This is a genomic window from Streptomyces sp. NPDC006283 (genome assembly GCF_040613325.1).
In the GTDB taxonomy this organism is placed as follows: domain Bacteria; phylum Actinomycetota; class Actinomycetes; order Streptomycetales; family Streptomycetaceae; genus Streptomyces.
On record NZ_JBEXRZ010000065.1, the window covers coordinates 1 to 20,964 of the forward strand.

Annotated in this window: 15 protein-coding genes and 1 pseudogene; 5 read left to right on the forward strand and 11 right to left on the reverse strand. The window is 70.7% G+C overall.

Annotated features, from left to right (window positions below; all coding sequences use genetic code 11):
- Positions 1-97 (forward strand): annotated as a pseudogene (locus ABZ070_RS16065) ((2Fe-2S)-binding protein); the annotation flags it as partial.
- 30 nt (positions 98-127) lie between these two features.
- Here ABZ070_RS16065 and ffh read toward each other — a convergent pair.
- From ffh to ABZ070_RS16090, 5 genes are all read right to left on the reverse strand, one after another.
- A complete protein-coding gene (ffh, locus tag ABZ070_RS16070; protein WP_356634149.1) occupies positions 128-1,678 on the reverse strand; it encodes a signal recognition particle protein in 1,551 nt (516 codons plus the stop codon).
- A gap of 222 nt (positions 1,679-1,900) precedes the next feature.
- The gene (locus ABZ070_RS16075) at positions 1,901-4,357 is read right to left on the reverse strand and encodes a [protein-PII] uridylyltransferase (protein ID WP_356634150.1); all 2,457 of its coding nucleotides are present in this window, start codon (positions 4,355-4,357) and stop codon (positions 1,901-1,903) included.
- A gap of 26 nt (positions 4,358-4,383) precedes the next feature.
- Positions 4,384-4,722 (reverse strand): P-II family nitrogen regulator, encoded by a 339-nt coding sequence (locus ABZ070_RS16080; RefSeq protein ID WP_356634151.1) that lies wholly within the window; start codon positions 4,720-4,722, stop codon positions 4,384-4,386.
- Entirely contained in the window at positions 4,719-6,074 is a 1,356-nt protein-coding gene (locus ABZ070_RS16085) for an ammonium transporter (protein WP_356634152.1), read from the reverse strand. The genes ABZ070_RS16080 and ABZ070_RS16085 overlap by 4 nt, the downstream gene beginning before the upstream one ends.
- Positions 6,075-6,418: 344 nt before the next feature.
- The gene (locus tag ABZ070_RS16090) at positions 6,419-7,891 is read right to left on the reverse strand and encodes a hypothetical protein (RefSeq protein ID WP_356634154.1); all 1,473 of its coding nucleotides are present in this window, start codon (positions 7,889-7,891) and stop codon (positions 6,419-6,421) included.
- A gap of 428 nt (positions 7,892-8,319) precedes the next feature.
- On the opposite strand from ABZ070_RS16090, the gene ABZ070_RS16095 reads away from it, so the two are divergent.
- On the forward strand, positions 8,320-8,982 hold the full coding sequence (locus tag ABZ070_RS16095) for a bifunctional DNA primase/polymerase (protein WP_356634156.1): 663 nt from the start codon (positions 8,320-8,322) through the stop codon (positions 8,980-8,982).
- 101 nt (positions 8,983-9,083) lie between these two features.
- Here the strand turns inward: ABZ070_RS16095 and ftsY are convergent, their stop codons facing one another.
- A complete protein-coding gene (gene ftsY / locus ABZ070_RS16100) occupies positions 9,084-10,307 on the reverse strand; it encodes a signal recognition particle-docking protein FtsY (RefSeq protein ID WP_356634158.1) in 1,224 nt (407 codons plus the stop codon).
- 168 nt (positions 10,308-10,475) lie between these two features.
- Here ftsY and ABZ070_RS16105 point away from each other — a divergent pair, with 168 nt between their 5' ends.
- Both ABZ070_RS16105 and ABZ070_RS16110 read left to right on the forward strand, forming a co-directional pair.
- A complete protein-coding gene (locus tag ABZ070_RS16105) occupies positions 10,476-11,927 on the forward strand; it encodes a cytosine permease (RefSeq protein WP_356634160.1) in 1,452 nt (483 codons plus the stop codon).
- 58 nt (positions 11,928-11,985) lie between these two features.
- Positions 11,986-12,957 (forward strand): LLM class flavin-dependent oxidoreductase, encoded by a 972-nt coding sequence (locus ABZ070_RS16110; RefSeq protein ID WP_356634162.1) that lies wholly within the window; start codon positions 11,986-11,988, stop codon positions 12,955-12,957.
- 39 nt (positions 12,958-12,996) lie between these two features.
- On the opposite strand, the gene ABZ070_RS16115 is transcribed toward ABZ070_RS16110, so the two are convergent.
- The 4 genes from ABZ070_RS16115 to ABZ070_RS16130 all read right to left on the reverse strand — a co-directional run bounded on the left by ABZ070_RS16115 (position 12,997) and on the right by ABZ070_RS16130 (position 19,325).
- Positions 12,997-14,415: a sugar porter family MFS transporter gene (locus ABZ070_RS16115; protein ID WP_356634164.1), complete on the reverse strand. Its 1,419-nt coding sequence runs from the start codon at positions 14,413-14,415 to the stop codon at positions 12,997-12,999.
- Between the two features lie 218 nt (positions 14,416-14,633).
- Positions 14,634-18,224 (reverse strand): chromosome segregation protein SMC, encoded by a 3,591-nt coding sequence (gene smc / locus ABZ070_RS16120; protein WP_356634166.1) that lies wholly within the window; start codon positions 18,222-18,224, stop codon positions 14,634-14,636.
- Positions 18,225-18,432: 208 nt separating this feature from the next.
- Entirely contained in the window at positions 18,433-18,651 is a 219-nt protein-coding gene (locus ABZ070_RS16125) for a hypothetical protein (protein ID WP_215097132.1), read from the reverse strand.
- 392 nt (positions 18,652-19,043) lie between these two features.
- Positions 19,044-19,325 (reverse strand): acylphosphatase, encoded by a 282-nt coding sequence (locus tag ABZ070_RS16130; RefSeq protein WP_356634168.1) that lies wholly within the window; start codon positions 19,323-19,325, stop codon positions 19,044-19,046.
- A 136-nt stretch (positions 19,326-19,461) separates the two neighbouring features.
- Between ABZ070_RS16130 and ABZ070_RS16135 the strand changes: the two genes are divergently transcribed.
- Complete coding sequence (locus ABZ070_RS16135) at positions 19,462-20,448, forward strand: CAP domain-containing protein (protein ID WP_356634170.1); 987 nt, start codon at positions 19,462-19,464, stop codon at positions 20,446-20,448.
- A gap of 132 nt (positions 20,449-20,580) precedes the next feature.
- Here the strand turns inward: ABZ070_RS16135 and ABZ070_RS16140 are convergent, their stop codons facing one another.
- The gene (locus ABZ070_RS16140) at positions 20,581-20,886 is read right to left on the reverse strand and encodes a hypothetical protein (protein ID WP_356634172.1); all 306 of its coding nucleotides are present in this window, start codon (positions 20,884-20,886) and stop codon (positions 20,581-20,583) included.
- Between the last annotated feature and the right edge of the window lie 78 nt (positions 20,887-20,964).

A 20,964-nucleotide genomic window follows, 5' to 3' on the forward strand; every position in this document is an offset into this window, starting at 1 on the left:
GAACGCCTGTGAGCAGGGCGAATGCGGTTCCTGCACGGTCAGACTCGACGGCGTCCCCGTCTGCTCCTGCCTGGTCGCCGCGGGTCAGGTCGCGGGCCCCTCGTGGCTGTCCGGTGGAACCGGTGGATCAGCCCATGAACTTCTTGAACTCGTCGGGCAGCTCGAAGTCCTTGCCCGGCTCGCCGTCGGGCAGTCCGAATGCGCCGCCCTGGGCCGCCTGCTCGCGACGCGCCGCCGCTGCCTGCTCCTCGGCCTTGCGCTTCATCGGGTTGCCGCTCTTGCGCTTGCCCTTGGCCTGCTTCTGCTGCTTCTTCTGACGGCCGGGGCCGCCACCCATGCCAGGCATGCCCGGCATCCCGGGCATGCCGCCGCCCTGGGCCATCCTCGACATCATCTTGCGCGCCTCGAAGAACCGCTCCACCAGGCCCTTCACCGCGCTCACCTCGACGCCGGAACCCTTGGCGATACGGGCGCGGCGCGAGCCGTTGATGATCGTCGGGTCGTGGCGCTCCCCCGGGGTCATCGACTTGATGATCGCGGCCGTGCGGTCCACGTCGCGCTCGTCGATGTTGTTGATCTGGTCCTTCATCTGCGCCATGCCGGGCAGCATGCCGAGCAGCTTGGAGATGGAGCCCATCTTGCGGACCTGCTCCATCTGGGCCAGGAAGTCGTCGAGCGTGAACTCCTTGCCCTTGCTGCTCGCCAGCTTGGAGGCCATCTTGGCGGCCTCTTCCTGGCTGAAGGTCTGCTCGGCCTTCTCGATGAGCGAGAGCATGTCGCCCATGCCGAGGATGCGGGACGCCATGCGGTCCGGGTGGAACGCGTCGAAGTCGTCCAGCTTCTCGCCGTTGGAGGCGAACATGATCTGCTTGCCGGTGACGTGGGCGACGGAGAGCGCGGCACCGCCTCGGGCGTCGCCGTCCAGCTTGGACAGGACCACGCCGTCGAAGCCGACGCCGTCGCGGAAGGCCTCCGCGGTGTTGACGGCGTCCTGACCGATCATGGCGTCGACGACAAAGAGGATCTCGTCGGGCGAGGTCGCGTCCCTGATGTCCGCGGCCTGCTGCATCATCTCCTGGTCGATGCCGAGACGGCCGGCGGTGTCGACGATGACGATGTCGAACTGCTTGGTCCTGGCGTACTCGATGGAGTCCTTGGCGACCTGGACCGGGTCACCGACGCCATTGCCCGGCTCGGGCGCGTAGACGCCGACACCGGCGCGCTCGGCCACGACGGAGAGCTGGTTGACGGCGTTGGGGCGCTGGAGGTCACAGGCGACGAGCAGGGGCGAGTGGCCCTGGGCCTTCAGCCAGAGACCGAGCTTTCCGGCGAGGGTCGTCTTACCTGCACCCTGGAGACCGGCGAGCATGATCACGGTCGGGGCGGTCTTGGCGAACCGCAGCCGGCGGGTCTCACCGCCGAGGATCGTGATCAACTCTTCGTTGACGATCTTGATGACCTGCTGGCTCGGGTTCAGAGCCTTGGAGACCTCGACACCGAGGGAGCGGGCCTTGATCTGCTTGATGAACTCCCGGACGACCGGAAGCGCCACGTCGGCCTCGAGCAGGGCGATACGGATTTCCCGGGCCGCGCCGTCGATGTCAGCCTCGGACAGGCGTCCCTTGCCCCTGAGGTTCTTGAAAGTCGCGCTGAGGCGGTCGGAAAGCGTATCGAACACGGTGGTCGCGATTCCTCGGGTCGGGGCCTGGTGGTCGCCCCAAGGGTATCGGGCCTCGGAACATTCATGCCCCCGCCCGCCGTAACGAGCGGTCGGGGGCGCGATCCCGCAGCGGCGGGACCAGGCCTTGCCGGTCTTCGTGATCTGCTGAGCGGGTGGAACACCCCCGTCGTCGGCGGGAGCACGCCCTGCGGGGGGACCGGCCGCGCCGCTCGTCGCCCTTTACCGCAGCGCCTCCTCGACCCCCTTCGCCAGGGCCGCCGCCTCCGCGTCGCCGAGCGGGGAACCGTTCTCGTCCGTGACGTACAGCGTGTCGACCGCGTTCGCGCCCAGGGTCGAGACGTGTGCGCTCCTGACCCGCACGGCCGCTCCCTCCAGCGCGCGGCCGATCCTGTGGAGCAGCCCCGGGGCGTCCTGGGCGCGGACCTCGATGACCGTGGCGAGGCGGGAGCCCGCCGGGGCAACCGTGACCCGCGGCGGGGGCGCCTTGACGCCGCGCCGCCTGGGATAGGCGGCCTCGCGCTCGGCGAGGCGGCCCCGGATGTCCAGGGAGCCGTCCAGGGCGCGCACCAGGTCGGCGCGGAGCCTGGCGGCCTGCGGCAGGGAACCGTACTCCGCCGCCACCCGCCAGTTCAGGACCAGGACGCAGCCGTCGCCCACCTCGCTGGGCAGCTCGACCGCCCGCAGGTCGGCGGCGCGGACGGTGAGCCGGTGCAGCGCGAGGACCCCGGCGGCCGCCGGCAGGACACCCGGCTGGTCGGGCAGGGCGATGAGCAGCTCGACGCCGACCGGTTCCGGCTCGCCGTCCTCGGCGGGGGCCTCGGGCTGGGCGTGCAGGGTGAGCACCGGTTCGCCGGTGCGCATGGCCTCGACGGCGAGCCGTTCCTGTTCGGCGCTGGGGGCGGTCTGGTCCGGCTCCGTGGGGGCGTCGCCCGCGAGGACGGCGGCGACCCGATCGACCAGGTCCGCGACGAGGGAGCCGCGCCAGGAGGACCAAGCGGCGGGGCCGGTGGCGAGGGCGTCGGCCTCGGTGAGGGCGTGCAGCAGCTCCAGCGTGGAGGCGGACCCCACGACGGAGGCCACGGAGGCCACGGTCGCCGGATCGTCCAGGTCGCGCCGGGTCGCCGTCTCGATGAGCAACAGGTGGTGGCGTACGAGCGTGGCGATGACGGCCACGTCGGCACGGTCGAAGCCGATCCTGGCGGCGACGTCACGGGCGATGGTCTCGCCGGCGACGGAGTGGTCGCCGGGCCATCCCTTGCCGATGTCGTGCAGCAGCGCCGCGACGAGGAGCAGGTCGGGACGGCCGACGTGGCGGGTCAGTTCCGAGGCCTTGACCGCCGTCTCGACGAGGTGCCGGTCGACGGTCCAGGTGTGCACGGCGTTCCGCTGCGGCCGGCAGCGGACCCGTTCCCAGTCCGGGACGAGCCGGGTGATCAGCCCCTCGGCCTCCAGGGCCTCCCATACGGCGACGGTCGGGGGCCCGGCGCCGAGGAGGGTGACGAGCTCCTCGCGGGCCTCAGCGGGCCAGGGCACGGGCAGCGGGTGGCCGGCCATGGCCTGGCCGAGGCGCCGGACCGCGTGCCGGGAGATCGGCAGCCCCGACTGGGCCGCGGCGGCCGCGGCGCGGAGCGGCAGCACCGCGTCGCGTTCGGGGCGCGCGGTGCGGGCCAGCACCACTTCCCCGTCCAGTTCGACGACTCCCTCGGCGAGGGGTGTGCGCTCAGGCTGCGGGGCCCGCCCGCCCAGCATGGCCCGCAGCTTCGGCCGCACGGCCCGTGAGCGCAGGACGCGGCCGACCTCGCGCCAGGTGACGTCGGTGGCGTACGAGACGGTCCGCGCGGCCTCGTACACCTGGCGCAGCAGGGTGTCGGCGTCGAGGAGGCCGAGTTCCGCGGCGACCTGGTCCTGCTCCTGGAGGGCGAGACGGTCGGTGGCGCGCCCGGTGGTCAGATGGAGCGCGTCGCGGACGTCGAGCAGGGTGCGGCGGGCTTCCGCGAGGCCTTCCCGGGGGGCGTCGGCCAGCCAGGAGGCGGCCACCGCGCGCAGCGCGGTGGCGTCCCGCAGTCCGCCGCGGGCCTCTTTCAGATCGGGCTCCAGGAGGTACTGCAGCTCGCCCTGGCGGGCGGCGCGTTCGCGGCAGAGTTCGTCCAGCTCCGGCAGCCGCCGCGGTGCCTGGTTGCGCCAGTCGGCGAGCACGGCCGTGCGCAGCGACGCGACGAGGCCCACGTCGCCGGCCACCGGCCGCGCGTCGAGCAGCCCGAGCTGCACCTTGAGGTCCTCGCCGGCCGTCTTGCGGGCCTCGGCCGGGGTCCGCACGGAGTGGTCGAGCGCGAGCCCCAGATCCCAGACGGGATACCAGATCCGGTCCGCAACGGCGGCGACGGCCGAGGCGGGGGCGCTGCCGTCGTGGAGCAGCAGGAGGTCGAGGTCGCTGCGCGGGGAGAGCTCGCCGCGGCCGTAGCCGCCGACGGCGACGAGCGCCATGCCCCGTACGACGCGCTGTTCCACGGCTGCGGCGCCGAACAGCGCGGAGAGCCATGTGTCGGTCAGCCCGGCCAGGGCCGCACGGCGCGGCGGCCCGGGCCGCTCCTTCTCGGTGAGAAGGCGCAGCCGGGCCGCCGCGTAGCCGCTGGGTCCCGAGTCTTCCGTTTCGTTGATCACTTCAGCACTCGTCACGCCTGCGGCTCCTGTTCTGTTGTTCCTCAGAGGGCGTCGGGGCCGCGCTCGCCGGTCCGTACCCGCACGGCCGTGTCGACCGGGACGCTCCAGACCTTGCCGTCGCCGATCTTTCCGGTGCGGGCGGCCTTGACGATCACGTCCACGAGCTGCTCGGCGTCGCCGTCCTCGACCAGCACCTCGATACGGATCTTGGGGACGAGGTCGACCGTGTACTCGGCGCCCCGGTAGACCTCCGTGTGGCCGCGCTGCCGGCCGTAGCCGCTGGCCTCCGTGACCGTGAGCCCCTGGACTCCGAAGGCCTGGAGGGCCTCCTTGATCTCGTCCAGCCGGTGCGGCTTCACGACTGCGGTGATGAGCTTCATGCGTCCACCTTCTTGTTCTGCCCTGCGGCTGCCACGGTCTCGCCCGTCACGGGCACGGCCTTGCGGGAGCCGGCGCCGCCGCCCGCTCCGCTGAAGTCGTACGCGGTCTCGGCGTGCTCGACCTGGTCGATGCCGGAGACCTCGACGTCCTCGTCCACCCTCATGCCCATCGTCTTGTCGAGGACAAGAGCGAGGATGGCCGAGACGACCAGAGAGTAGGCCAGCACCGCGAAGACACCGATCGCCTGCTTGCCGAGCTGCTCGAGGCCGCCGCCGTAGAAGAGGCCCTTGGCGTCGGACTGGACGCCGCCGGTGGCGAAGAAGCCGACCAGCAGGGAGCCGACGATTCCGCCGACAAGGTGGACGCCGACGACGTCGAGGGAGTCGTCGTAGCCGAACTTGAACTTGAGGCCGACGGCCATGGCGCAGAGCAGACCGGCGATGGCGCCGACCGCGATCGCGCCGAGCGGGGAGACCGAACCGCCGGCCGGAGTGATGGCGACGAGTCCGGCGACCGCGCCGGAGGCGGCGCCGAGGGTGGTGAAGGCGCCGTGGCGGATCTTCTCGTAGATGAGCCAGGCGAGCATGGCGGCGGCGGTGGCGACCTGGGTGTTGACGAACATCACCGCGCCGACGCCGTCGTCGTTGCCGAGCCACGATCCGGCGTTGAAGCCGAACCAGCCGAACCACAGCAGGCCCGCGCCCAGCATGACCAGCGGCAGGCTGTGCGGACGCATCGGGTCCTTCTTGAAGCCGACGCGCTTGCCGATCACGAGGATGACACCGAGGGCCGCGGCACCGGCGTTGATGTGGACGGCCGTGCCGCCGGCGAAGTCGATCACGCCCATCTCGAAGAGCCAGCCGCCCGCGCCCCACACCCAGTGCGCGACCGGGAAGTACACGACCGTGACCCACAGGGTGATGAACAGCGCCCAGGCGGTGAACTTGACCCGGTCCGCGAGGGCGCCGCTGATCAGCGCGGGGGTGAGGACGGCGAACATCAGCTGGAAGACGGCGAAGACGTACACCGGGATCGTGTAGCCGTCCCACAGCTCGGTGACGCCGATGCCGCTGAGGCCGACGTAGTCCGCGCTCCAGCCGACGACGGAGCCGATGTCGGTGCCGAAGGCCATGCTGAAGCCGTAGAGCACCCACAGGATGGTGACGATCCCGAGGCTGATGAAGCTCATCATCAGCATGTTCAGGGTGCTCTTGACGCGGACCATGCCTCCGTAGAAGAAGGCCAGGGCCGGTGTCATGAGCATTACCATGGCGGAACAGATGAGCATGAACCCTGTGTTGGCGGCAGACAGCTCGGTGTCTGCGGCAAGGGTCGAGATGCCTGGGGGCATCGGCGTCTCCTCGTCGTCGTGCGGCCGCGTGCGGGCGGAACCTTGAGCGGATAAGGGGCGGGCCGTAAGGGGCACCGCCGAGATCCGCCGGACAACCCCTATGCGCCACGAGGTTGGCGCAGCGCCGTTTCCGCAAATGCCGCACGATGTTTCGCGGCCGTGACGAAGAGGTCCGGCGTGTTACACCGCCATGAACGGGCTGATCGCCCGAGGTCGCCGAGCGTATCCTCTGGCCACATCACAAACCGGCCGCGACACTCACCCGGGATGACTTGGCACGGGGGGAGCCGAGTCGGACAGTTCGGGGTGGGTGTCGCGGCCGGGACCTGGTGCGCCGCTGCCGGTCAGACCGCCTCGGCGGTCTCCGGCAGCTGGGCCGTGAGGTGGTCGGTGAGCTGGGCGACCTCGGCGAGGTCCCCGAAGTCCCTGGCCGCCGTGTCGACGGTTTTGCGCAGCCGCGTGTTGACCCGCTCGGATCGGACCCGCTTGGCGACGGCGAGGGCCTGGCCGGCGAAGGCAGTGGCCTGTTCCGGCTCCTTCTTGAGCAGGTGGACCGTGGCCATGCCGATCAGGTTGAGTGCGTACGACCGCTGGTGCTCCTCGTCCTCGCGGAAGAGATCGACGGCACGCTCCATGACCGGCTCCGAGAGCGAGGCGTAGGTGGGGCTGCGGCCGGCGACGTAGGCGAGATCGCGGTAGGAGTGGGCGTTCTCGCCGTTGAGCTCGGCCTCGGAGAAGAACCGGATCCAGTCCGGCTCGGGCTCCGCGTCGAAGGCGATGTCGGCGAAGGTGTCCTCGGCCATCCGGACGGCCCGGCGGCACTTGCTGGGCTGGCCCATGTTGGCGTACGCACGGGCCTCCATCGCATACAGCATCGCCTGTGTGCGCGCGGTGGCGCAGTCGCGGCTGCCGTACTGCGCCAGGTGGACGAGCTCGAGGGCGTCGTCGGGGCGGCCGAGGTGGATCATCTGACGGCTCATCGAGGACAGGATGTACGAGCCGAGCGGCTTGTCGCCCGCTTCCTTGGAGGCGTGCAGGGCGAGCACGAAGTACTTCTGCGCGGTGGGCTGCAGACCCACGTCGTAGCTCATCCACCCGGCCAGCTCGGCCAGTTCGGCGGCGCATTTGAACAGCCGCCGCTGGGTGGCGAGCGGCTGCGGCTCCTGGAGCAGGTCGGTGACCTCGTGGAGCTGGCCGACGACCGCCTTGCGGCGCAGTCCGCCGCCGCACTGGGCGTCCCACTGGCGGAACATGGCGGTGGTGGCCTCGAGCAGGTCGAGCTCCGGCGCGGACAGCCGGGCGCCTCTGCGCAGCGGGGTGGGCGGTTCCTGCTGTCCGTCGCCCGCCGGGGTGGGCACGAGCCAGCGCTGCATGGGTTCGACGAGGGCGGGGCCGGCGGCCAGGGAGAGCGAGGTGCCGAGGAACCCGCGGCGCGCCAGCATCAGGTCGCTTCGGGAGAACTCGCTGAGCAGCACGACGGTCTGGTCCGCCGCCCAGGGCAGGTCCACACCGGACACCGAGGGTGCCTGATGGGCGGAGCGCAGCCCGAGGTCCTCGATGGCGACGACACTGCCGAAGCGCTCGGAGAAGAGCTCGGAGAGGATGCGCGGAATCGGCTCGCGCGGCTGCTCGCCGTCCAGCCAGCGACGGACCCGGGAGGTGTCGGTGCTGATGTGGTGGGCGCCCATCTGGCGGGCCCTGCGGTTCACCTGGCGCGCGAGTTCGCCCTTCGACCAGCCGCTGCGCATGAACCATGAACTCAGCTGCTCGTTGGGGCGCTTGCCGGCTGTCGTACCGTCTGCGCCGCTGCCGCTCACTGGATTGCCCCCATCCGCCGAAGCCTCATCGCCCGAACGCCTACCAGAATGCCGCCGGTTGCGGCTGCCTGTGACCGGGTTGCACCCGTCGAACAGGAAGCCGGGTTGCCTCCGGCATACCCGGAAGCGGACTGCAATTGCAGGCTGGCGTACCGAAGGTAATCCTCCCATCACGCCCCCAGCGAGTGGGATTGCAGAATCGCCACCATTCGCCACCCCTCCGAGTGAACCCACTTGCCGCCAGGCGCGATTCACTTGACATACGACGATCAGGAAGAAGTGGAGCGTTGCGCACGCAGGCGCGCGCCGCGTTCCGCACTCCCCCACACACCACCGCACGCGGGCGGCACTCCGAACAGGCAGCCACTGAGTGTCACCGGGGGACTTCGGGTCGTAACCACCGGCGCTTACGACCCGTTGGAGGGGGCATGGGCTTCACGATCGGCGGCACCCGGGGGATCAGTCAGATCCGGCCCGGCGCCCGGCGCCGCGAGCGCACGACAGAGGCCACCGCGGTGGCCGAGTACACCGGGCTGTGGGGCTGGGCGGTGACCCCAGGGGCGCGAGCGGTGTCCGGCAAGTGCTCCTGCGGGGAGGCCGGCTGCCCGGCACCGGGAGCGCACCCTCTCGCCCTCGCACTCGAGGTGCCGGCCGGCGCGACGCTCGAGGAGGCCGGAAAGGCGTGGGCCGACGTGCCGGGCGCGTCGCTCCTGCTGCCCGTCGGCCGGAGCTTCGACATCCTCGACGTGGCCGCGTCGGCAGGCCGCCGCGCCATGGTGCGCATGGAGCGGATGGGCCTGCCGCTCGGCCCGGTCTGCGCCACACCGGACGGGCGCTGCCAGTTCTTCGTGGCGCCCGGCGCGGCCGCCGAGCTGCCCCGGCTGCTGTACCGGATGGGCTGGGACGACGCGGACCTGGATCTGCGCTGCCTGGGCCCCGGCGACCACATCACCGCCCCGCCGTCGGACCGCGGCGGCCTCGGGCCCGTCCACTGGCTGCGGCCCCCGTCCCTGGACACGGCGGCGGCCCCACCGGAGGCCCGGCTGCTGCTCGGCACGCTGGCGTACACCTGCCACCGCAGCCGGTCCTGATACGGACGCAGCCGGCCCCGATCGCACCCAGAAAAGCGGCGCACGCAGAAAAGCGCCCGGTCGCCCACAGGACGGCCGGGCGCTTTCACGCGCGGATGCGCTCAGTCGCCGATCAGCGCGTCGACGAACGCCTCGGGCTCGAACGGGGCCAGGTCGTCCGCGCCCTCGCCCAGCCCGACGAGCTTGACGGGCACACCCAGCTCGCGCTGGACCGCGACGACGATGCCGCCCTTGGCGGTGCCGTCCAGCTTGGTCAGCACGATGCCGGTGATGTCCACGACCTCGGCGAAGACCCGCGCCTGCACCAGCCCGTTCTGGCCGGTGGTGGCGTCGAGGACGAGCAGGACCTCGTCCAGCGGACCGTGCTTCTCCACGACCCGCTTGACCTTGCCGAGCTCATCCATCAGGCCCGTCTTGGTGTGCAGGCGGCCCGCCGTGTCGATGAGCACCACGTCCGCACCCTCGGCGATGCCCTCCTTGACCGCGTCGAACGCGATCGAGGCCGGGTCACCCCCCTCGGGCCCCCGTACCGTGCGGGCGCCTACGCGCTCACCCCAGGTCTGCAGCTGGTCGGCGGCGGCGGCGCGGAAGGTGTCTGCCGCGCCGAGCACGACCGAGCGGCCGTCCGCGACCAGGACGCGGGCGAGCTTTCCGGTGGTGGTGGTCTTTCCCGTGCCGTTGACCCCGACGACCATGACGACGCCGGGGGTGTCGAGACCGCTCTCGGTCTTGACGGCACGGTCGAAGTCGGTGCCGACGAGCTGCAGCAGCTCCTCACGCAGCAGTGTGCGCAGGCCCTCCGGAGTGCGGGTGCCGAGGACCTTCACCCGCTCACGAAGCCGCTCCACGAGCTCCTGCGTGGGGGCGACGCCCACGTCCGCGGTGAGCAGCGTGTCCTCGATCTCCTCCCAGGTGTCCTCGTCGAGGTGCTCGCGGGAGAGGAGCGTGAGGAGCCCCTTGCCGAGCGTGTTCTGGGATCGGGCGAGGCGGGCACGGAGCCGGACGAGCCGGCCGGCGGTCGGCTCCGGGATCTCGACGGCGGGCGCAGGGGCCTCGGCGACGACCGGGTCCTCGACGGCGACAGGGGTTTCGACGGCGTCCTCGGCCGTCGGGAGGTCGACCTCCTCGATAGTGCGGCGGGGTTCCTCCCGCGGTGTCTCCGCCTCGTCGCCGACATGCGGCTCGGCGGGCGGAGCGGTGATGGTCGGCGTGGTCGGCGGCGCCTGGGGCGGCAGCTGCTTCTTCTTGCGGCTGCTGACCACGAGGCCGCTGATCGCGCCGATCGCGACCAGGGCGATGACTACGGCAAGGATGACGATTTCCATAACCCGTCCAGTATCGGCCACAGCCGCTGCCCTTCGAGGGTGTCGGAGGATCACACAAAGACGGACTCACCCATTTGGACGTTTTGGGGTGTTCGTACGATGCTTGATGGCTCCGGGTTCTCTCCCGGCAGCCCTCCGGTGTCCCCCCACCCCTTACGGAGCCACTTCATGCCCCACGCCTCCGAATCCGAAGGCGCGATAGAGACCCGCGGCCTCGAACCCGTCCCCGACGGCGAGCGCACCGGTCACGTCCGTGAGCTGTTCCCCACCTGGGTTGCCGCCAACATCAGCGTCCTGCTGCTCACGATGGGTGCCGGCCTGATCGTCTTCAACGGCCTGAACTTCTGGCAGGTGCTGACCGTCGCGGTCGCGGCCCCCGTCCTCTCGTACGGGATCGTGGGCCTGATCTCCATCGCCGGCAAGCGCGGCGGCTCCCCCGGCATGGCCCTGTCCCGGGCGGTCTTCGGGCAGCGCGGGAACCTCTTCCCCGGTTCGCTGATCTGGGTGGCCCGGTGGGGCTGGGAGACGATCAACGCCGTCACCGGTGCCTACGCCGTGCTGACCGTCCTCGACCTGCTGTTCGGGATCCGGAGCAACACGGCCCTGATCGTCACGACGCTGCTGCTCTTCGTCGCCTGCACCTTCCTCGTTTCGGGGCTCGGCATCAACGCGCTGCAGGTGTGCAGCAAGTGGTCGACGTATCTGTTCGGCGCGTTCAGCGTGCTGGTGCTGATCTACCTGGTCGCGAACACCGACTGGGCCGCCGTCTTCGACAAGCCGGCCGGTTCGACGGCGATGATGGTGGCCGGCATCGGCACCATCGCGGCGGGCGGGATCAGCTGGGTCCCGTCCGGACCGGACTTCACGCGCTACCTGCCGCGCACGACCTCCGGCCGGGCGATGGTCGGTGCCACCGTCGGCGGCGCCGGCATCGTCGTACTGCCGATGGTGCTGATGGGTGCCGTGATGGCGGTCGCCACGCCGGATCTGGCGAGCGCCCAGGACCCGGTCGCCTTCATCGGTGAGATCCTGCCGATGTGGCTGGCGGTCCCGTATCTGCTGATCGCACTGGTCGGCATGCTGCTGATCAACTCCATGTCGATGTACTCGGCCGGCTTCACCGCGCAGACCCTGGGCGTCAAAGTCCCGCGCACCTGGGCCGTCAGCGTGAACGCCGTGATCAGCCTGGTCCTCGGCTTCCTCCTGATGGTCGTGGCAACCAGCTTCATCGGCTCGTTCATCTCGTTCCTGACGCTGCTGGCGGTGGCGTTCTCCGCATGGATCGGCGTTTTCGGCGTCGACATGATGCGCAGGCGCACCTACGACGGCACGGCGCTGATGGACACCTCCCGCACCAGCGCCTACTGGTACCGCGGCGGTTTCGCCTGGTCGGCGATGGTGTCGTGGGGTGCGGCCCTCGTGGCCGGCCTGCTGTTCACGAAGGTCGACTGGTTCGCCGGCCCGCTCGCGTCCTCGTGGATCGGCCAGAACGGGCTGGGCTGGGCGGCGACGATCGTTGTGGCCGCCGCCCTGTACGCCGTGCTGCCGCGCACCCCGGCCGCACCGGCCGGATCCGAGGAGACCGAAACGCAGCGGGAGCCCGCGACACTGTCCATCTGACGCAGCGTCAGCTACCGTCCCCCTTCGCCGTTCCCGATCCGGCGGAGGGGGATTTCCCATGGCCTTCACGGTGGCCCGCTTCAACATGGTCGACCCGGCCGCGACACCCGAGACCCTCGCGGCCCGCTATCGCGCCGCCCTGGAGATGGCCGCGTACGCCGACGACCGCGGCGTCGACACCATCCAGACGGAGGAGCACCACGGCGCGGGCAACAACTGGCTTCCGTCGCCGCTGACCTTCGCGGGCGCCGTCCTCGGCGCCACCCGGCGGATCGCCGTCACGGTGTCCGCCGTCATCGGTCCGCTGCACGATCCGCTGCGGCTGGCGGAGGACATCGCCGTGCTCGACCTGATCGGCAGGGGCCGGCTGGTCACGGTCGCCGGCATCGGCTACCGGCCCGAGGAGTACGAGCAGCTGGGCGTGGAGTGGTCGCGGCGCGGGGCGCTCCAGGACGAGTTGCTCGAGACGCTGCTCGCCGCGTGGACCGGCGAGAGTTTCACGTACCGGGGCCGGGCCGTGCGGGTCACCCCCCGCCCGTACACCCGGCCGCATCCGATGCTGCTCGTCGGCGGGTCGTCCCGAGCGGCGGCACGCAGGGCCGCCCGCTTCGGTCTGCCGTTCTTCCCCAGCGCGCATCTGCCGGAACTGGAGGCGTACTACGAGGCGCGGCGGGCGGAGTACGGGACGGAGGGCTTCTGCATGATGCCCGCGGAGAAGACGCCGCTGCTGCACATTTCACAGGATCCGGACCGCGCCTGGGCACTGTACGGGGAGTACTTCCTGCACGAGGCACGCACCTACGCCTCCTGGCAGTCGAAGGACATCCGCTCCGCGGTGCGCTCCGGTGCGGGCACTGCCGCCGAGCTGCGCAGCGAGGGCGTCTACCGGGTCGTGACGCCGGACGAGTGCGTGAGCCTGGGCGCAGAAAGCCTGGTGCTGCATCCGCTGTGCGGCGGCATGCCGGTGGACGAGGGATGGCGCAGCCTGCAGCTGCTGTGCGAACACGTACTGCCCCGGCTCACGCGCTGAGCCGGGGCAGTTCGGTGACGAGGAGAGGGGCAGCGGGGATTAGCCCATCTCCTCCAACGCCTTGCCCTTCGTCTCCTTGACGTACTTGAGTACGAAGGGGATCGAGAGCACGGCGAAGATCGTGTAGATCACATAGGTGCCGGAGAGGTTCCAGTCCGCGAGGCTCGGGAAGCTGGCCGTGATGGCCCAGTTGGCGATCCACTGCGCGGAGGCCGCGACGCCGAGGGCGGCGGCGCGGATCCGGTTCGGGAACATCTCGCCGAGGAAGACCCAGACCACGACGCCCCAGGAGAGCGCGAAGAAGAGCACGAAGACGTGGGCGGCGACCAGCGCGACGACGCCCTGGGTTTCGGGGAGCTTGCCGTCGACGAGGTCGGCGGAGAAGGCCCAGGCCTCGAGGGCCAGCGCGATCGCCATACCGGCGGAGCCGATGAGCGCGAGCGGCCGCCGGCCGATCCGGTCGACCAGCACCATCGCGATCACGGTGCCGACGATGTTGATGATCGACGTGGTGAACGAGTAGAGGAACGAGCTGGACGGGTCGACGCCGACCGACTGCCACAGGGTGGCCGAGTAGTAGAACGCGACGTTGATGCCGACGAGCTGCTGGAAGACCGAGAGCCCGATGCCGACCCAGACGATGGGCAGGAAGCCGAAGCGGCCGCCGAGCAGGTCCTTGAACGTGGACTTGTGCTCACGGCGCATCGCGTGGTCGATCTCCCTGACACGGGCATTCAGGTCGACGCTCTTGCCTTCGACGTCGGCGAGCACCTGCTTCGCCTGCTCGACCTTGCCGACGGAGATCAGGAAGCGCGGCGACTCGGGGATCGCGAAGGACAGCAGTCCATAGAGCACCGCCGGGACGACCATGACGCCGAGCATCCACTGCCAGGCCTCGAGGCCGGCGATGTCGCCGCGCTGCTCACCGTCGGCGAGCTGGAGGATGCCGTAGTTCACCAGCTGGGAGACGGCGATGCCGATGACGATGGCGGCCTGCTGGAAGGAGGCGAGCCGGCCGCGGTAGGCGGGCGGTGACACCTCGGCGATGTAGGCGGGGCCGATGACGGAGGCCATGCCGATGGCGAAGCCGCCGATGATCCGCCACATGGCGAGGTCCCAGAGCGCGAACGGGACCGCGGAGCCGATGGCGCTGACGGTGAAGAGCACGGCCGCGATCTGCATGCAGCGGATGCGGCCGATGCGGTCGGCGATCCGGCCGGCGGTGGCGGCACCGACGGCGCAGCCGATCAGGGCGATGGCGATGACCTGGGCGAGCGTTCCCGAGCCGATGTCGTAGCGGTCCCGGATGGCCTCGACGGCGCCGTTGATCACGGAGCTGTCGTAACCGAAGAGGAAGCCGCCCATCGCGGCGGCGGCCGTGATGAAGATGACATGCCCGAGATGTTCGGGGTGGGCCGAGCGGGCTCCCGGTGCCGGTGGCGGCTGCGTGCTGGTCACGTGTACTCCTGAGGCCGTCCGGCAGCTTCGCCGGGCGTGGGGGGCGAGCCCTTCCAGTGGGGCACAACCTTGGGGGGAGCACCACTTGAAGGTAAAAGCAACGTTGCAGAGACTATGCCTCCAAGTTTCGAAGTCAAGACCCCCGATGGGATCTGCATTATGTAACGACACGGAAACTTACCTTCAAGTATTGAAGAAGTGTCGCTCGCAGGAGCGTCTCAGCGGAGGCGCTGGCTGATGACCTTGGACACGCCGTCGCCCTGCATCGAGACGCCGTAGAGCGCGTCCGCGACCTCCATGGTCCGCTTCTGGTGCGTGATCACGATCAGCTGCGAACTCTCCTGGAGCTCCTGCATGATCCGGATCAGTCGCTGGAGGTTGGTGTCGTCGAGGGCGGCCTCGACCTCGTCCATCACGTAGAACGGACTGGGTCGCGCCTTGAAGATCGACACCAGCATCGCCACGGCCGTCAGGGACCGTTCCCCGCCGGAAAGCAGCGACAGACGCTTCACCTTTTTGCCGGGCGGCCGCGCCTCGACGTCCACACCCGTGGTGAGCATGTTGTCCGGATCGGTGAGCACGAGCCGCCCTTCGCCGCCGGGGAAGAGCCGGGAGAAGACGCCCTCGAACTCGCGGGCGGTGTCCCGGTACGCCTCGGTGAAGACCTGCTCGACGCGCTCGTCCACCTCCTTCACCACCTGCAGAAGGTCCGCACGGGTCTTCTTCAGGTCCTCGAGCTGTTCCGACAGGAACTGGTGACGCTCCTCCAGCGCCGCGAACTCCTCCAGAGCGAGCGGATTCACCTTCCCGAGCTGCTGATACGCCCGTTCGGCCGCCTTCAGGCGTTTTTCCTGTTCGGCTCTGACGAAACGTCGGGGCTGGTTACGGGGGTGCTCCGGATCCTCCGGGAGCTCTTCGCCCTCGGCGGGCGGCGAAGGGGGGACGAGCTGGTCGGGGCCGTACTCGGCCGCCAGCCCGGCCGGCTCCACCCCCAGTTCCTCCAGCGCCTTCGTCTCCAGCTGCTCGATCCTCAGCCGCTTCTCAGCGCCCAGCACCTCACCGCGGTGCACCGAGTCGGTCAGCTTGTCGAGCTCGCCCTTGAGGTCGCGGCCGGTGTTGCGGGCGGCGGCCAGCTCCTGCTCGCGCTCCGCCTTGGCCGCCTCGGCCGCGGCCCGCTCCGCCTCCGCCCGCACGAGCGACACCTCGACGTGGGCCAGCAGCTGGCGGGCGCCTGCTGCGACGGCCCCGGCGACCTCTGCCTCATGACGCAGTCGGGCGCGCCGCTGTTCGGCACGCGCCCGGGCCTCGCGCTCGGCCCGCGCTCCCCGGTCGAGCGCGTCCGCGCGCCCCGAGAGCCCCTTGACCCGCTCCTCGTGCGTACGGACCTGAAGGCGGGCCTCCATCTCCGTCTGGCGCGCGTTGGCGCCGTCGGCCGCGAGCCGGTCGCGCACATGGGTGTCGGGCTCCTCCTCCGCCGGGGCCTCCCCGGCGACGAGCAGGCGCTCCGCCAGCTCCTCGGCCTCCTCGGTCGCCCGCTCCAGCGCCTCCTGTGCGCGGGCGGCGGCCGCGGCGGTCCGCTCCGCCTCGCCCGCCGCACCACGGGCCTGTCCGGCGAGGCTGCCGAGCCGGCCGGAGACGGCCGACTTCTCGCGGTCCGCGGCACGCCGCCGCTCCCCCAACTCCTCCACGAGCGCGGCGCATTCGGCCCGGCGGGCAGTGGCCTGCTGCTGGGCGGCGGCCAGCTCGTCGCACTGCGCTGCCAGTTCCTCCAGCTCGGCCGCCGCCTCGTCGACGGAGGCCTGCACCTCCAGCAGACTGGGGGCTCCGGCGGACCCGCCCTGGGCGAAATGCGCCCCGAGCACGTCTCCCTCCGCGGTCACGGCGGTGATGCCGGGGCGCGCGTACACCAGATCCTCGGCGTCCTCGAGCGTCCCCACGACAACAATGCCCTGCAGCAGTCGCCGCACGGCGGGCATGAGCTCGGGCGGCCCGCTCACCAGGTCCGCCGCGTACGGCGGCCCGTCGGCGAACGCCTGCGGCCCCGTGGCATCCGGCACCCCGGGCTCCGGGACCGTGGACTGTGCCCCCGCCGCGCCGGCGAGGAGCAGCGCCGCCCGGCCTCCGTCCTGTTTCCGCAGGAGCCGGATCGCCTCGGCCGCCGTGGCGGGGTCGGCCACTGCCACGGCGTCCGCCGCCGTGCCCAGGGCCGCCGCCACGGGGATCTCGTGGCCCGGAGTCACGGTGAGCAGTTCCGAGGCCGGGCCGAGCAGACCCGCCAACCGGTCCCGCGCCCCGAGGAGCGCACCGGTCCCGTCCTTGCGGCGCAGGCCCAGCGCGAGCGCCTCGCGGCGGGCCGCGACGGCCGCGCGCTTGCGTTCTGCCGAGGTGAGCGCCTCGCGGGCCGTACTCAGCGCCGCTTCCGCGTCGGCGAGTTCACGCTTCGCGACGTCGTGGCGGTCCGCGAGCGCCGAGTCGTCGGCGTCCAGCCCGTCGACCTCGGCCTTGAGCTCCTCGTACTCCTTTTGCGCGGCGGCGGCCCGCTCCTGGGCCTCGTCGCGTGCGGCGGCCAGCCTGTCGATCTCGGCCTGCGCCGATGCCGCGCGTGAACGGGCCGCGTTGACCTGGCCGTTCAGCCGGGCGAGGCCTTCACGGCGGTCGGCGATGGCGCGCGCCACGTCCTTGAGGCGCCGTTCCTCGACGGCCAGCTCGCGCTCGAGTTCGGCGCGGTGCGCGACCGTGTCCTCGAGGGCCCGTTCCGCCGCCTCCAGCGCTGCTTCCAGCTCGGCCTCCTGCTCGCGGATGCGGGCGGCCTCGCGTTCCATGTCCTCCGGGTCACGGCCCCGTCGTTCCTCCGGGGGCTGTGCGGTGGCGCTCTTGACCCTGGCGTCGGCGAGGGAGACGGTGCCCCGCACCCGTTCGGCGAGTTGGGAGAGCTCGTACCAGCTCTGCTGGGCGCGCTGCAGCCGTGGCGCCAACCGCCGTACCTCGTCCTCGAGGTCCGCCTCGCGGGTCAGCGCCGCCTTGAGCTCCGCCTCCGCGGCCTCCTTGCGCTGTTTGAGCGCGGCCTCGTCGGCGATCTCGGTGCGCAGCGCTTCCCGCATCCGTACAAGGTCGTCCGCGAGCAGCCTGAGCCGGGCGTCGCGCAGGTCGGCCTGGATGACCGCGGCCCGTCTGGCCACCGCGGCCTGCCGCCCGAGCGGCTTGAGCTGGCGGCGCAGTTCGTCGGTGAGGTCCTGCACGCGGGCGAGGTTGGCCTGCATCGCGTCCAGTTTCCGCAGCGCCTTCTCCTTGCGCTTGCGGTGCTTGAGGACGCCGGCGGCCTCCTCGATGAAGGCCCGGCGGCCCATCGGGTCGGCGTGCAGCACGGAGTCGAGCTGGCCCTGCCCGACGATGACGTGCATCTCCCGGCCGATACCGGAGTCGGAGAGGAGCTCCTGGATGTCGAGGAGGCGGCAGGTGTCGCCGTTGATCTGGTACTCGCTGCCGCCGTTGCGGAACATGATCCGCGTGATGGTGACTTCGGCGTAGTCGATGGGGAGGGCGCCGTCGGAGTTGTCGATGGTCAGGGAGACCTCGGCTCGGCCGAGCGGCGGCCGGCCGGTCGTCCCGGCGAAGATGACGTCCTCCATCTTCCCGCCGCGCAGGGACTTGGCGCCCTGTTCGCCCATGACCCAGGACAGCGCGTCCACCACGTTGGACTTGCCGGACCCGTTGGGTCCGACGACGCAGGTGATGCCCGGCTCGAACCGCAGGGTCGTGGCCGAGGCGAACGACTTGAAACCGCGCAGGGTCATGGCCTTGAGGTGCACGCCGCCGGACTCTACCTTTCCCTCGCGGTTTCACCCATGAAGGTGCAGGGCACATCAGAGGTTGAAGGAAGTACTTCGGGGAAACGGGGAGCCACGGAGGCAAAGGGCGGGCCAAGGGCCGCTTCTGGGGTCGGCAGCCAAAGAAAGAAGGGACGCCGAGGCGTCCCTTGCATATCTTGCTGCGCGATGACTCCGGCGGTTACCGAGCTCAGGTGAGCGCGGGCTCCGCCTGGGGTACGTCGATGTCGATGCCGTCAAGCAGCGACTCTCCGGGGTGCTGAGCGACGGCAGCATTGAGCGCGTCGTTCTCGGACTGAATCCGTACGAGCTCGGATTCAAGATCCTGGACGCGCTGCTGAAGCCGTCGCATCTCGGCGAGGAGTCGCGGGTCGGAACCGCCGACGTAACCGAGAAGCGCCTTTGCCATGATGGATGGTCCTCCACACTGAGTGACCGACCGATGCGGTGTGGGTCGTGAGGGATTCGCACCCGCGGTGCTCGGCAGCTACGTGTACTGCTTGCGGTGCTGCGGTTCTTACTGCCAAACAGCTGAGGTGCGCGGGGCTTCCAGAGTCTCACCAAAAAGTTTGACGGTCAACACGATCACACCCCGTATCGACGGGCAGCCCGGGGGCATACGGCCGCTGAACGCTGCGGCGGTGCCTGACCTGCGGGGCCCTGGGGGCGTGACGATCATCTTTCCTCGCGCAGCCTGGCATGACAAGCCTCTTCTTGGCAACCACCAGGTCGTTTCTGCCGCCGGCCAGTGCTCGGGTCACCCCTGGAGGAGCCCCCGGGCGGGCGCTCGACGCGGGCTCGTCAGCGGATGGCGAAGTCCGGATATCCGCCCCGGGGCGTGTCCCAGATCTCAGTGACTCCGTCGACGTGGCCGGGTGTGTCGTCGGAGCGAAGCCACTCCAGCAAACGGTGGCAATTCTCACGTGGCCCCTCGGCCACCACCTGCACCCTGCCGTCGTCAAGATTGAGGGCGAAGCCGGTGAGGCCCCCGATCTCCAGAGCGTTTGCCCTGGTGAACCAGCGGAAGCCCACTCCCTGTACTCGGCCGCGCACCCAGGCGGTCAGCCGTGCGGTGTCGTTCATGGCTGCACCGTAACCGGCCGGTTGCTTTTGCATCACATCGCCCCCGGCCCGAATGGCGTACAGTCCGGACGAATCCGCCTCACTCGTACGGGTGAGTCCGTTGACGTCTACGTCGCGCACCAGGAAGGCACAGCAGATGGGTCGCCATCGACGCTCAGCCCCCGCGCCCGCCGCAACCGACCACGCGGCAGGCCCGGCAGGCAGGCACCATGGCGGTGCCGGCCGGAAGAAGCGGGCAGGTCTGCCCGTACGCACCGGCCTGCTCGGGGCCTCTACCGCCATAGCCGTCGGCGCCGTGCTCGTCACCAGCGGCGTCCTGCCGGGCGGCGACGACAAGCACACGGTGGGCAGCAGTTCCGACGTCCGCACCGAGATGCGCTCCGAAGTGCCGTCGCGGCTGCAGGCACAGGGCGACGCCGACGCCGAGCCGACAGCGTCCGCCTCCCCCAGCCGGACGCCCGAGCGTTCGCAGGCTCCGTCGAAGTCCTCGACGTCGCCCTCGCACAAGGCCTCGAAGACCACCGAGCCGTCGAGGAAGAGCGAGTCCCCGAAGAAGAGCGCGTCGGCGAAGCCGTCGAAGTCGCCGTCCCAGGAGACGTCGAAGACCCCCGAGGCGAGCAAGAAGACCTCGACGCCGACCCGCGAGGCGAGCCGCACCCCCGAGCGCACCGTCGCGCCGCCGAAGCCGGCCGAGCCGTCGAAGACCCCCTCGCCGTCGAAGCCCGCGGCACCCGACACATCGTCGGCCGCCGCCGCGGAGGCCGACGTGATCGACCTGGTCAACCAGGAGCGCTCGAGGGTCGGCTGCAGCCCGCTTAAGGCGAGCGGCGAGCTGGCCGACCTGGCCCGCGCCCACAGCAAGGACATGGCCGCGCGCAACTTCTTCGACCACACCAACCCCGACGGTGAGACGCCGTGGGACCGTGCGGAGAAGGCCGGTGTCAGCGGTCTCGGGGCCGAGAACATCGCACGTGGCCAGAGCGATGCCGAAGCCGTGATGAAGGCCTGGATGAGCAGCGAGGGACACCGCGCGAACATCCGCAACTGCGACTTCAACACGCTGGGCGTCGGCGCCCACATGGCCGACGGCGGCCCCTGGTGGACGCAGAACTTCGGCTATTGAGATTTCCGCAGGTCAGTGACCTGTCAGCTTGCCTTTGTTGCCGGCCGCGCACAAGCGCGGCCGGCCGACTACCGGCCCCGCGCCGGGCCGTCTCTCGCCCATGGCGCTCCGCCCAGAGCCGCTGCACCGACCTCAGTCGTCGTCGACCCCGCTCCCCCACCGCCTCCAGAGCGAGTGCTGCCATTCACCAGCATCTGGAGCGGGCCGGGACACCGATGGCACCGGCCCAGGTCCTGTCTCGATGAGGTGGAGCAGGGTCCAAGCGACGCCGTAGCAGTCGTCCGGCCCGAAGCACTTGGCCAGCGCCTCTGCCTCTTCCGCCGTGACCGGGCGAGAGATCGCCTCAAGCTGCCGGACTCGCTTGTCGATCTCCTCTTCGCTCGCGTCCCAGTCGGGGAGAGGGCCGTCAGCAATGAACGACTGGACTTCTGGTCTCATGGTCGAAGGATCGGCTGCTGTCGCTGTACCAGGCAACCCGCCTTGTGTCACACCGCCGCCGACGGCGGCTCTCGTGCC